This is a genomic window from Helicobacter sp. 23-1048, assembly GCF_053654545.1.
In genome coordinates this window covers 874,036-886,859 of record NZ_JBSIUT010000001.1, presented here as the reverse complement: position 1 = coordinate 886,859, position 12,824 = coordinate 874,036, and the positions used below count along the sequence as shown (strand labels likewise).

Genomic DNA, 12,824 nt, shown 5'->3' with positions numbered 1-12,824 from the left:
AATTCTAGAATTTAAAGGCAAAACCACGCGCAAAATCTATGTTAAGCGCGTAAAATCTTACACCAAAATCAAAGGAGAACAAAATGAGTAACGATATGGGAATACTAGAGGCAAAACGACCAGAGTTTGATGAACTGCTAAGCAAAATCGCAAAATACGCAGATGAGTATGTGGCAAAAAGTGAAGTGGCGATAGAAACGGCAAAATACTGCTTAATGGATACGATAGGCTGTGGGATTTTGGCGTTAAAATATCCTGCTTGCACGAAGTTGCTTGGACCAAGTGTGGAGGGTGCGGAGTTTCGCCCGCTAGGGAGCAAAATCCCGGGCACTAGCTATCAACTAGAGCCCATTCGCGCGGCGTTTAATGTAGGGGCTATGGTGCGCTGGCTAGATTTTAATGATACTTGGCTCGCAGCTGAATGGGGACACCCTAGCGATAATTTGGGCGCGATTTGGGCGGTGGCAGACTATGTAAGCCGCAAAAATATCGCAGAGGGCAAGCCTGCTTTGACCGTCTCTTGCGTGCTTCAAGCGATGATAAAGGCACACGAGATTCAAGGCGTGCTCGCGCTAGAAAACTGCTTTAACAAAGTGGGGCTTGATCACGTGCTGCTTGTGCGAATCGCAAGCACCGCAGTAGCTGCCAAACTGCTAGGCTGTGATTTTAGCGAAATCCGCAACGCCGTATCGCACGCCTTTATCGATGGCGGGGCATTGCGCACTTATCGCCACGCGCCAAACACAGGCTCGCGCAAAAGCTGGGCAGCAGGTGATGCAAGCTCGCGCGGAGTGGATTTAGCCCTCAAAGCAAAAACAGGCGAAATGGGCTACCCAAGCGCATTATCCGCGAGCTTTTGGGGATATAATGATGTCAAAATGAAAGGGCAAACACTCACAATCCCACAAGAATTTGGAAGCTATGTAATGGAAAATGTGCTGTTTAAAATCAGCTTCCCTGCGGAGTTTCACGCGCAAACGGCAGTGGAGGCGGCAATCAAACTCCATAGCGAAGTCAAAGATAGGCTAGGTGAAATTGACAAAATCATCATCACCACGCAAGAATCTGGACACCGCATAATCAACAAAGTAGGCGAGCTAGCAAACCCCGCAGATAGAGACCACTGCATACAATATATGGTTGCTGTGCCGCTTATCTTTGGGCGATTAGTCGCTGATGACTATGAGGACAATGTCGCTAGCGATACGCGAATCGATGAGTTACGCGCTAAAATGGTGGTAGAAGTCGATGAGAGATATACGCGCGAGTATTTGGAAGCGGATAAGCGAAGCATTGCAAACGCGGTGCAAGTCTTTTTCAAAGATGGCTCTAGGACAGAGAAAGTCGAGGTGGAATACCCAATCGGACATAAGCGCAGACGCAAAGAGGGAATCCCCGTGCTAGAGGCGAAATTTAGGGCAAATCTAGCGACTAGATTTTCGCCAAAACAATGTGCGCGGATTTTGGGTGCGTTTGAAAACGACAAAAATTTGCTCAATATGAACTTTAATGAGTTTAGTGATTTGTTTGTGCTATAAAAACAACACAAGTGGAAATCTTTAGGGATTTCCACTAACCATTGATGAGAAAATCAAGTGTCGCCATTCGCACACACACACCATTTGTAACTTGCTCTAGCACCTTACTTCGAGAATCTTTTAACACCTCATCATCAATATCCACATTGCGATGCACAGGTCCCGGGTGGAGGACAATACACGCATTATCACCTAAAAGTTCTTTTGTAATGCAAAATCTACTTGCATAATCTCTTAGTGAGCCATAAATCACTTGATTGTGTCGCTCTGTCTGTGTGCGCAGACTCATCACCACATCAACTTCACGGATAATTTCCGCCAAATCACTGCTCGTGCGCAAAGTTGTCTTTGGTAAAAAATGTGGTGGTGCAACCAAAATCACTTCCAATCCAAAACGCGTGAGAAGTTCAATATTGCTATTTGCTACGCGTGAGTTGATTATATCGCCCACAATGGCGACTTTTTTGCCCTGCAGTAATGTTGCAATATTGTCGTTTGTGAGTTGTAGCGATTTTTTGGAATCGTATGAATGCTTTGACTCCAAAAAATACTCAATAATCGTGAGTAAATCAAGGAGGGCTTGCGTGGGGTGAGAGTGTGCACCATCGCCTCCATTGATAATAGGACAATTCACTTGACGCCCAAGGTAATACCCCGCACCAGCATTTTTATGTCGTATGATAATCGCATCAGGATTCATAGCATTGAGATTTGCAGCAGTATCAGAAATAGTCTCGCCCTTAGCAGTAGAGCTTTTAGAAACATCAAGTCGCATTACCTGCCCGCCTAGATTCTTTACCGCTACTTCAAAGCTAGAAAGCGTGCGTGTGGAGTTCTCAAAAAAAATGGTAATAACATTTTTATATTGCAACGGAAAGCTTTGCGGCGCTTTACAATCTTTCCCAAACATTTGGGTTTTAAAATACAAAGAACGATTAAAAATACAAACAATCTCATCAATGCTAAAATCACTCGTGCGGATAAGGTGGCGGGGCTTTGACATTTTTACTCCTTTTGTCTTGCCCTTTTTAGGGTAATGTAAAATAACGCCCTAATTTTAGCAAAATTTAATCACAAAGTCGTGCCAAAATCTCTGCATAATTTTCAATTCGTCTATCGCGCAAAAAGGGCCAGATTCTGCGCACCTGCTCACTTCGCTCTAAATCAACCTCAACAAGCAGGTTTTGAGGCTCTTCATTGGCTTTGTCTAAAAGTTCGCCTTGTGCGCCAAAGGCAAAGCTTGAACCCCAAAAGCGAATTCCTCGCGTATCTTTAGAATCTACGCTTAAATCTTTTTCAAAGCCCACGCGATTTATCGCCAAAGTTGGCAACCCATTTGCCACACTATGTCCGCGCATAACTGCTATCCAAGATTCTCTTTGTCGTTGCTTCTCTTCATCGCTATCTTCATCAAACCACCCAATCGCAGTGGGATAAATAAGCATATCTGCGCGTTTGAGTGCCATAATGCGCGCTGCCTCAGGAAACCACTGGTCCCAACAAACAAGCACACCAAGCCTGCCAACGCTCGTAGCAATGGGATTAAACCCCAAATCGCCCGGCGTGAAATAAAACTTTTCATAAAACTGCGGGTCATCTGGTATGTGCATTTTACGATATTTGCCTGCAATCTCACCATTTTTTTCAAACACCACTGCGGTATTATGATACATTCCAGCAGTGCGCTTCTCAAAAAACGAGCCCACAAGCACTACTCCTGCTTGCTTAGCAATATTAGCAAAATACGCCACATCTGCTTCATACTCATTAGCATAATCAAAAAATCGCGTATTTTCGCTTTGGCAAAAATATTCCGTGCAATGCAACTCCTGCAAACACACAAGTTTTGCACCATTTTTAGCAAGATGAAAAATCTGCTCTGCGCTAAATTGCATTGTGTGTTTCTTAGAATCTAAAAATGATTGTTGGACAAGCCCTACAAGCATTATGCTCTACTCCTCTTCATATTCGTAGTCAGGGTTTTGGTAGTCATCATCGTCATACCCGCCATAGTTGCCCGTTGTGTCTTCATCATCAAAGTCATCAAAGCCCTCATCAAAGTCGTCATTTATGCCATCAAACTCATCATCATACTCGCCCATAATGTCTCCTTATAAAATATCTTAGAATCCTCGCTAGCAATTTTTACACCAATATTGTAACTTTTCTTAAGCAAAATATTTAATAGGCACTTTTAGCACGGTTTTTTTAAGTGGTGTATGTATCTGCTCCTGCCATTGTGAATACGCAGTGTTTTTAGAATCTAGTCCCCCAGAATGCACATCTTGGGGAAAAAAGATTCCCAAAGTGCCAGCAGTAAAAAAAAGCGTATGCGGTGGAAGTATTGGATTATGATATACGACCAAATCTTTTTTCTCATCATAAGGGCGTAAAATCGAAAAATCTTCACTAAACCCAATGAGAAACTCCTCCGCTCCAGCCACACAAAGCTGAAAATCCACATATTTCTTATGTGTCTCAAAAAATGCTTCTTGCGGACTTTTAAGCATATAGCTCTGCTCGATAGCGCGCACACCACCGCCTAAATCAAACTCACACTCCACACGCTCGCCATTTGTAAGGTGCAAATCCATAATGCGCGTATGTTCTACACTCCCTTCACGCAGGGTATTATGCAAATATTCCTGCACAAAACAAAGATTTTGGTGCTTTGCAAAAAAAATATCAAAGCTAGAAATATGCCCGATTAACGCCATTTGTAACTCCAAATAGAAAACTTAAGGAATGTAATTATAGCGACAATTAGCCTTTAGTTTGTTATTTGTGCTAAAATACGCGCTTTTTAACATAATAAAAGGATTGTAATGCAGTGTGAAATATCGCAAAAAGCACATTTGCCAACTATTTATGGCAACTTTTGGATACAATGTTTTAAAGAGTTTTTGCAAAATGAAATAAAAGAACATTTAGTCATTTTTAGCGAAACTCTAGGAGCAGTGCCATTAGTGCGACTACATTCAGAATGCTTGACAGGCGATGTGCTAGGCTCACTAAAGTGTGATTGTGGAAATGAGCTGCAATATGCCCTTAAACAGATTGCGCAACATAAAAATGGCGGTATGGTTATTTACTTGCGCCAAGAAGGCAGAGGTATTGGATTGTTTAACAAAGTCAATGCGTATGCCTTGCAGGATAAAGGACTTGATACAGTAGAGGCAAATGTAGAGCTTGGATTGCCTGTTGATGGGCGTGATTATGCTATTGTGGGCGAAATATTTAAGCATTTTGGGATTGAAGAGATTGCCCTACTTACCAATAATCCGCTTAAAGTAGATTCCATAGCTCAGTATGCTAAAGTGCAAAGAAATAGCATTATTGTGGGTTGCAATAAGCACAATGAGGGATATTTGCAGGTCAAAAAAGATAAAATGGGACACTTGCTATAAAAATTCCAAATCAAATAACAGCACATTTACACTGCGAGATTCTTTACAATACTATGTCGTTAAGAGGAATGGAGGTGGAAGTTGAAAAACTACAAAACAATGATAAGCTACACTGAAGCAATGAGAATCTTGGAGGGCGTAGAAGTAACGCCTCTACCAAGCCAAAAAATTACATTTAATCAATCTGTTGGGCGCATTTTAGCGCAACATATTCGTGCTGATAAAAATGTCCCGCCATTCCCCACATCAGCAATGGACGGCTTTGCGATACGATTTGATGATTTACAAATGCTCCGCAACGAAGGGCTAGAACTCCAAGCTGTCAATAAGGCTGGCTTAGAAGAAATCCTCACGCTCTCTCCACAATGCACCATTGCTACCTACACAGGCTCTAAAATGCCATTACAATCCGATACAATCGTGCTTATAGAGGATATTATCAAATTTAAAAAAGACAATAAAGAATTTATCAAATTGCTTGATTCTAAAAAAGAGATTGCGCGCTCACAATGGGTGCGCCAAGTGGGCGAAAATTACAAATCTGGAGATATTTTACTCCATCAAGGGATACGCATAAGTCCCTTTGAAGTAGGAATTTTGGCAGATTTAAATAAAGTCTTTGTGCAAGTGAGTGCGCGCCCTAAAGTTGGAATCTTAAGCATTGGTGATGAAATCATTGAGGTGGGCGAACAAAGCCAACGCACAAATGCTCTACGAAATGTGAATAACCACCTTTTAGGCGCGCTATGTGAATCGCTTGGCTGTGAAAGCGTGCTGTTTGACAATGTAGGCGATGATAAAAAGGCCATTATCAAACTCTACAAACAAGCATTGCAACAATGCGATGTGCTTGTAACCACAGGTGGAATGAGTGTTGGTGATTTTGATTTTACCAAAGATATTATGCAAGAGTTTTGTGAAATGCAGTTTAAGGGCGTGCGAATGAAACCGGGCAAACCTGTGGTGTATGGAATCTACAAACAAGGCAATAAAACTACTCATATTTTTGGCTTACCCGGGTATCCAAACTCGTGTGCGGTAACATTTTATCTTTTTGCTCGTGCAATTATCGCGCGACTTAATGGCACAAAAGCAAAGAATTTTATCATTAAAGGTCGATTATTAGAGAATCTCCAACGAAGTGATTCTCGAATGGAGTTTCGTGCCTGTGAAATAGAACTTAAAAATGGAGAATTTTTTGTAAGCTTTAAATCCAAAAAAAGCCTACAAAGCTCGATGATTAACAATCTTGGCGTGCAAACAGGATTTGCCATATTGCCCGAAGATGGTGGCTCGCTCAAAAAGGGACAGAATGTAGAAGTCTTGCTCTTTAGGGATATTTTATAAGGAGGAATAAATGGTAAGTGTGGAATTTTTAGGACCATTAAGTAATTTTGGCATTATGCAATGTGAGGCAAAAAATTTCGGTGAGTTAAAACAAGCACTCGCACAGAAAAAAGAATTAGTAAAATGGCTACAAATATGTGCTGTGGCTGTAAATGATGAAATCATCAGTGATAATAACTTTGTGCTAAAAAATGGCGATAAGATTGCCATTTTGCCTCCCGTTTGTGGTGGATAATGGAATTTTTAACGCTGTATCAAGGTGCATTGTGTGTGGGTGAAATCTACACACAATGGGAAAATTACGCAATGGCGCAAAATTGTGGTGCGCTATGTGTGTTTGAGGGACTTGTGCGGGAGGAAAAAAGCCAAGAAGATTTGCAAAATACCCACAAAAACTTGGAAAATGACTTGGTTGAGGGGTTAAGTTTTGATGTATATGAGCCACTTTTACAGAAGTGGTTTAATAAATGGCAAGGGATAGCCAAGCAACAAGAAGCAACTCTACTAATGGCACACTCAACGGGTGATGTGCCAAAGGGCAGAAGTTCGTTTATGTGTGCGGTTATCTCCTCTAAGCGTAAAGCTGCGTTGGGCTTGTATGAGAACTTTATCGAGGATTTTAAGGCAAACGCGCCTATTTGGAAATACGACATTATTAAAGGCGAGCGTGTTTTTGCCCTCTCAAAGAGTCAAAAAATCGCTGGAAGCGGAATCTTATCATAATGCCAAAAATTGTCTGCTTTAGCGGGAAAAGCAATAGCGGGAAAACCACGCTTATTTGCAAAGTTGCACTGGCATTGCGCGAAATGGATTTGCGCGTAAATATCATTAAACACGACCCTAAAAACAAAGCAGAATTTGACACACAAGGAAAAGAGCACAACAAAGATAGCTTTAAATTCTCTCAAGTCGCTCCACGCGTGGCTATCATCTCTCCGCAAAAAAGCACCATTTTATCAAGCAATCAAAGCAACCACAATCCACAGAATCTCGTCACAGATTCTGTGGATTGTGCAAATTTAAGGGAATCTAAGAATACCGCATTTAAAGATATAAGCGAATATGAATGCACAGAGTTTCAAAAAATCATTGGCTTTTTTGATGATTGTGATGTGGTGCTTATTGAGGGATTAAAGCACTTGCCATATCCAAGAATTGTCCTCTTTAGGGGAGAAATTGATGAGGCATATATCCCTTATGCAAACGCCTTTGCACTTAGCAGGGAGATTACTAGTGATAAGCACAAAATGGCAAAACTCCCAAATTTGCCTATTTTTGATATTGATGCTCCCAAGCAAATAGCCCAATTTATCACAAAACTCACTTGAGGACTTGGGCACTATTTTTGCTTTAGATTCCGCAAAGAGATTTTAGAAACAAAGGCAGAGTGTATGCGTATTACTTTTGGCACAAAATACAACCAAATGAATTACTACCAAAATGCTATGCAAAAAAAGCTCAATCAAACCAATACTCAAATCGCTTCTGGGCTTAAGATTCAATACGGCTACCAAGATAGCTCGGTTTTTAATCAGAATCTAAAGCTTGATTATGAGGAGCTTGGCTTAGCTCAAGGCATTGATAATGCGACAACTGCCTACACCCGCACGCTCAATACGGATAAAGCCCTATCAGAGCTCTCTGAGACAATGGTGAAATTCAACACCAAACTTATCCAAGCGGCAAACGACATTCATTCGCCTACTTCACGCGAAGCCATCGCCAAAGATTTAGAAAAGCTAAGAGACCATATGATAAATGTCGCTAATACTTCCATTGGGGGGGAATTTATATTCTCTGGAAGCAATGTAAAAATGCGTCCTTTTACTCCACAGGGCGAATATAAAGGCAACGATGAGATTCTTCAAACTCTCATTAGCTCGCAAAATCTAATGCAATATAATATCACGGGGAATGAGTTATTTTTCTCACGAGATTCTGATTGGCATAAGAGCATTTCAACCAACATTCGCAAACTCAACCAAAGCAAACTCAACCCAGACATTATGGATAGAATCCGCCGTGGTGATGTGCCAGAGGAAGTTTATATCAAAGCGACAGATAGATTGCGTGATTTGATTGGTGATGATGATAGAAATCCAAGCAATGATGGCAAAGAATATTTTTATATGCGTGGTGTGCGCCCAGATGGTGAGAGTTTTAAAGCTAAGTTTGCGCTTGATGTGGGTTTTATTGATGAAAAAAACGCTAGCACCGTGCAAGATTTGCTCGATAAGATTGGGAAAGAATTTGGGAATACCTCACAAACAAAAGTCGTAGATGTAACGCTTAATGCGTGGGGGCAGATTGAGATTAAAAATCTTATAGCAGGAAACTCTAAATTAGAATTTCACCTTATCTCTAGTGATAAAGATGTAGAAAATGTCGATGAGCTAGCACGCATAGGCGCACGGGTTACGAGCTTTCAAAAAAGTCCATTTTTAGGCACTTTTAGCCAAGATTCTATTGTGAGCGTGCGTGATAACTATGATTACAGGGTGCATAGGATTCCAACTACTTTCCTTACCAAAAATAACGAGGTGGCGGTGCGTGCCACAAAAATGCGTGATGTCGTAGCTGATGGTGTAAAAGAGCTCGTATTCTCTGGCACGCGCCCAAACACTGATGATGGGAAAATCAATGAAGAACCCATTGAGGAATTGCGCATTGTCATTGATGATAGCTTAGAAGTGCGTGATGTCATCAAACGAGTAAGCGAGCATTTTGGTGGGAATCTTGATGGGGAAATTACCAATGGTGAAATTGTCTTTAGAGACCACAATGTGAGAAACAAAGACAATGATATGAAAAATCCACCATTTAATGGACAAAGTGGCTTTAGTCTAGTCCTAAGCACTTATAATGAGCTTGGAGAGCCTATGATTGGATTAAGGAGTGATTACACAGCTGAGTATGATAGATTAGCCTTTGAACATCGTGGCACGAAACTTATCTCAAATGTCTCTCAAGTGCTTAATAATGGAACGGGCTTCGCCACTGATGAGACAAAACTCTCTGAAGTGGCAGGCGGTAGCATTGATGGGCAAACTTACAATATAAAGCTCGCAGACCACAATGGCGTAAAAGTCAATGCGAGAATCGAGCTAAGCAACGAAAAAGGCTCATTTTTAATCCTCCAAAATGATGATGAAGAGGTGGCTATCCCGCTGTATAATCCACACGATGAGCCTCCTGTGGTAAGCATTACAAAAGCTGATGACCTCACATATCGCCAGCTAATGGACGCTATTGCTGTGGCACTTAATTACTCAAATACCGACCCAAAACTTTACAAGCAAGCTGGAGCGATAAAAAAGGGCAACCCCACACAAGAAGCAAAATGGGCGTATGAAAACCTCTTGCAAGCCACAAAATCAAAGGTAGAGGTAAATCTCAACAGGCAAGGCAAGCTAGAAATTGATGATAAAATGCGCTCTGTTACACGAATGGATTTTATGATTTACAACCAAAATAGCAATGATTTTTCGGAATCTGCGTTGCGCCACGATACTACATTTCTTGCCTTTAATGCTAATAACGCCATTACCATTGATGAGCCAGATTTAAATTTTTTTGAAGGAGTTGATGCTATGATTGATGCGGTGAGAAAGGGAATCTATCGCCCAAATCCATTTGATAGGGAATACTCTGAAGATATGCGTAATCTCGGCATACAAAATAGTATCGAGCGGTTTAATCATTATAGCGACCATATTGAAAAAATGATAGCCCTTAATGGCTCTCACGGCAGAGCATTTGAAAATGCAATCCATAGAAACGAGGTTTTAAAAATGCAAATTTCTGGAATCAAAGGTGATAATATCGGCACAGATATTGCGGCGACTTACAATCACTTTGCCAATCTTACAAATAATTATAACGCCGTGCTTAATAGCACAAGTCGTATCAATCAAATGTCTTTGGTGAATTTCCTATGAAAAATATTCCAATTATCCGTTATGAACATATTAGAGATATTAACGATTCTCACAGCATTAGTGTCAGTGCCTTTGAGCAGCAAATGATGTATTTGCGAAAAAAGGGGTATAATTTTTTAAGCCTTGATGAATATCTCACACTCAAAAAATCCAACGAACCAAATCCTCCTCGCAGTGTGCTTCTTATATTTGAAGGTGGATGGAGAGATTTTTATGAAAATGCGTATCCTATTTTACAGCATTATTGGCTAAAGGCTGGACTTTTTATCGCCACAGAATGGATTGATGAATCCTCGAAAAAATCTTTAGAAGGACAATCAAACATAAATGCCATAGAGATTCCACACGATGAGGCAATGCTAGAAATTACCAAAAACCCTCGCGCAATGTTTTGCACTTGGGAAGAGCTAAAAAAAATGAATGATGTGGTGAGCTTTGGGACAATGACACACACTTATCGGCTTGATAATTTTGTCAATAAACCTTTCCACGAGGATTTGCAACTCTCTATTGATTTAATCATACGACATTTAGGCGTGATAACCTCTCATCTTTTGTGGCCTCGTGGTGAATACGACCAAAACTTACTACGCACAGCTAAAAAAATGGGATTACAATCATTTTACACGCAGGAAATTGGGCAAAATTTTTGCGATGGCAACCTTGATAGCAATAAACTTTTATACGCAAATAATAGCTTTTTTGGGTTTAAAAAACAACTTGCTATTTGTGCAAATAGCCTAAGTTACAAACTTTTTAGTTTTCTTTTATAATCTCTTACTTCATTCACATCGCAACCATAACATAAGCTATAAAAGTTCGTCCCACACGAATATATATCCAAAATTAAAGGAAACTTTAAGTTTTGGAATACATTTAGCTTTGCTTGTGCTACAATTCCACAAAATTTTACAAAGGAAAGGTAATGCGGATTTTAATCATAGAGGACGATACAAACTTAACAAAGGAACTGAGTAAAGCACTTAACGCCAATGGCTATCAAACAGATGTCGCAGAGAATCTCAAAGACGGAGGCTACTACATTGGCATTCGCAATTATGACTTAGTTTTAAGTGGTTGGCTCTTTACTGATGGTATGGGCTTAGAAGTTTTAGAACAAGTAAAAGAAAAAAATGCGCGCACACCTGTCGTAGTGATTGCCAATAAACCCGATGGAGAAAGCGAAATACGCGCATTTCAAAGTGGTGCTGATGACTTCCTCTCCAAACCACTTGATATACAACCCCTCATCGCACGACTAAAAACACGACTAAAAGTATGGGATACGAGTGTGATTGAAATTGAAGAACTCAGTATCAACCCTGATGAGGAAAAAGTCATATACAAAGGCAGGGAAGTCGATGTCAAAGGCAAGCCTTTTGAGGTGCTTATCTACCTTGCTCGCCACCGAGACCAAGTCGTATCTAAAGAGCAACTTCTTGATGCCATTTGGGAAGAACCAGAGCTTGTAACACCAAATGTCATTGAAGTGGCTATCAATCAAATCCGCCAAAAAATGGACAAACCACTAGGCATTAGCACTATTGAAACGGTGCGCAGACGCGGTTATCGATTTTGCTATCCAAAAGGACCAAGCGAGCTAGCTTAAAGCCATAAGGTTTAAGCTAGATTCTTGAAAATAACTAAAACCACTTAAACAACGGCTCGTTTGTGTCAAGCCCGATTAAAGTTTGTCTATCCTCATCATCAAGGGCGAAATCAAATATATTGATATTTTCTTTCATACGCTCAACCTTTGAACTTTTAGGAATCACGACAATATCTTGCTCAATTAAGAATCGAAGCGCGACTTGCGCGACACTTTTTTTATGCTTTTTGGCGATTTTGGTGAGCGTTTCATTTTTGAAAAAGTCATTTTTGCCATTTGCAAAAGGACTCCACGCCTCTAACTTTGTGCCACTTGCCTGCATTGCCTTGCGTAAAGCGGTTTGCTGGAAGAATATATGTGTTTCCATTTGATTGACTGCTGGGATTATTTTGCAATTTTTAATAAACTTATTGTAATCATTTGGGGCGAAGTTTGAGATTCCTAGTGATTTAATCACGCCCTCTTGTTGAAGTTTTTCCATTGCTTTATACATATCTTTGGAGCGTTTGTAGTTTTTGTGAATAAGCAATAAATCAACATAATCAATTTGGAGGTTTTTGAGTGATTGCTCTGTGGATTTTAGTGTCTCATCATAACTCATATCGCTTGAGAGTTTCGTTGTGATAAACATTTCTTCGCGTTTGATTTTTTTGCCATTAAGGGCTGTCTTTATGGCATTTCCCACATCGCTTTCGTTATTATACATTTGTGCTGTATCAATAAGGCGATACCCCACTCCAAAAGCACTTTCCACAGCCTTTTGACATTCTGCACCATTCATACGCGAAGTGCCAAAACCCACAAGTGGAATCTGCCTACCATCATTAAGCGTGCTAAATTGCATTTTTGCGCCTGATTTTGGGCTTGCGCCAAATGCTAACATCGGCGAGCCAAGAGCAACGCCAGCCAAAGTAAAAGTCGCTGAAGTTTTGAAAAATTCTCTACGAGAGAGTGTGTGTGTCATTTGTGTTTCTTTCATTAGAAT

Annotated in this window: 14 protein-coding genes; 9 read left to right on the top strand and 5 right to left on the bottom strand. The window is 40.6% G+C overall.

Annotated features, from left to right (window positions below; genetic code table 11):
- Window positions 1-83: 83 nt before the first annotated feature.
- Window positions 84-1,538 carry a 2-methylcitrate dehydratase gene (gene prpD, locus ACWIWK_RS04395; RefSeq protein WP_454151192.1) on the top strand — a complete coding sequence of 485 codons (1,455 nt, stop codon included), beginning with the start codon at window positions 84-86 and terminating at the stop codon, window positions 1,536-1,538.
- Between the two features lie 34 nt (window positions 1,539-1,572).
- Here the strand turns inward: prpD and ACWIWK_RS04390 are convergent, their stop codons facing one another.
- The 4 genes from ACWIWK_RS04390 to ACWIWK_RS04375 form a co-directional block, all read right to left on the bottom strand.
- On the bottom strand, window positions 1,573-2,541 hold the full coding sequence (locus tag ACWIWK_RS04390; protein WP_454151190.1) for an aspartate carbamoyltransferase catalytic subunit: 969 nt from the start codon (window positions 2,539-2,541) through the stop codon (window positions 1,573-1,575).
- A 64-nt stretch (window positions 2,542-2,605) separates the two neighbouring features.
- Window positions 2,606-3,484, bottom strand: coding sequence for a carbon-nitrogen hydrolase (locus tag ACWIWK_RS04385; RefSeq protein WP_454151188.1), 879 nt, complete (start codon window positions 3,482-3,484; stop codon window positions 2,606-2,608).
- A 6-nt stretch (window positions 3,485-3,490) separates the two neighbouring features.
- On the bottom strand, window positions 3,491-3,640 hold the full coding sequence (locus ACWIWK_RS04380) for a hypothetical protein (RefSeq protein ID WP_454151186.1): 150 nt from the start codon (window positions 3,638-3,640) through the stop codon (window positions 3,491-3,493).
- A gap of 66 nt (window positions 3,641-3,706) precedes the next feature.
- On the bottom strand, window positions 3,707-4,255 hold the full coding sequence (locus tag ACWIWK_RS04375; protein WP_454151184.1) for a YhcH/YjgK/YiaL family protein: 549 nt from the start codon (window positions 4,253-4,255) through the stop codon (window positions 3,707-3,709).
- Window positions 4,256-4,363: 108 nt separating this feature from the next.
- Here ACWIWK_RS04375 and ribA point away from each other — a divergent pair, with 108 nt between their 5' ends.
- The 8 genes from ribA to hsrA all read left to right on the top strand — a co-directional run bounded on the left by ribA (window position 4,364) and on the right by hsrA (window position 11,839).
- Window positions 4,364-4,945 (top strand): GTP cyclohydrolase II, encoded by a 582-nt coding sequence (ribA, locus tag ACWIWK_RS04370; protein WP_454151182.1) that lies wholly within the window; start codon window positions 4,364-4,366, stop codon window positions 4,943-4,945.
- Window positions 4,946-5,026: 81 nt separating this feature from the next.
- On the top strand, window positions 5,027-6,292 hold the full coding sequence (locus ACWIWK_RS04365; protein WP_454151180.1) for a molybdopterin molybdotransferase MoeA: 1,266 nt from the start codon (window positions 5,027-5,029) through the stop codon (window positions 6,290-6,292).
- A 10-nt stretch (window positions 6,293-6,302) separates the two neighbouring features.
- Window positions 6,303-6,527 (top strand): MoaD/ThiS family protein, encoded by a 225-nt coding sequence (locus ACWIWK_RS04360; RefSeq protein ID WP_454151178.1) that lies wholly within the window; start codon window positions 6,303-6,305, stop codon window positions 6,525-6,527.
- The gene (locus ACWIWK_RS04355; protein WP_454151176.1) at window positions 6,527-7,015 is read left to right on the top strand and encodes a molybdopterin synthase catalytic subunit; all 489 of its coding nucleotides are present in this window, start codon (window positions 6,527-6,529) and stop codon (window positions 7,013-7,015) included. The genes ACWIWK_RS04360 and ACWIWK_RS04355 overlap by 1 nt, the downstream gene beginning before the upstream one ends.
- Entirely contained in the window at window positions 7,015-7,620 is a 606-nt protein-coding gene (locus ACWIWK_RS04350) for a molybdopterin-guanine dinucleotide biosynthesis protein B (protein ID WP_454151174.1), read from the top strand. Before ACWIWK_RS04355 ends, ACWIWK_RS04350 begins: the two co-directional genes overlap by 1 nt.
- A gap of 63 nt (window positions 7,621-7,683) precedes the next feature.
- Window positions 7,684-10,230 carry a flagellar hook-associated protein FlgL gene (flgL, locus tag ACWIWK_RS04345; RefSeq protein ID WP_454151172.1) on the top strand — a complete coding sequence of 849 codons (2,547 nt, stop codon included), beginning with the start codon at window positions 7,684-7,686 and terminating at the stop codon, window positions 10,228-10,230.
- Window positions 10,227-11,003: a polysaccharide deacetylase family protein gene (locus ACWIWK_RS04340; RefSeq protein ID WP_454151170.1), complete on the top strand. Its 777-nt coding sequence runs from the start codon at window positions 10,227-10,229 to the stop codon at window positions 11,001-11,003. The genes flgL and ACWIWK_RS04340 overlap by 4 nt, the downstream gene beginning before the upstream one ends.
- A 152-nt stretch (window positions 11,004-11,155) precedes the next feature.
- Window positions 11,156-11,839 carry a homeostatic response regulator transcription factor HsrA gene (gene hsrA, locus ACWIWK_RS04335; protein WP_454151168.1) on the top strand — a complete coding sequence of 228 codons (684 nt, stop codon included), beginning with the start codon at window positions 11,156-11,158 and terminating at the stop codon, window positions 11,837-11,839.
- A gap of 34 nt (window positions 11,840-11,873) precedes the next feature.
- On the opposite strand, the gene ACWIWK_RS04330 is transcribed toward hsrA, so the two are convergent.
- Complete coding sequence (locus ACWIWK_RS04330; protein ID WP_454151166.1) at window positions 11,874-12,818, bottom strand: aldo/keto reductase; 945 nt, start codon at window positions 12,816-12,818, stop codon at window positions 11,874-11,876.
- Between the last annotated feature and the right edge of the window lie 6 nt (window positions 12,819-12,824).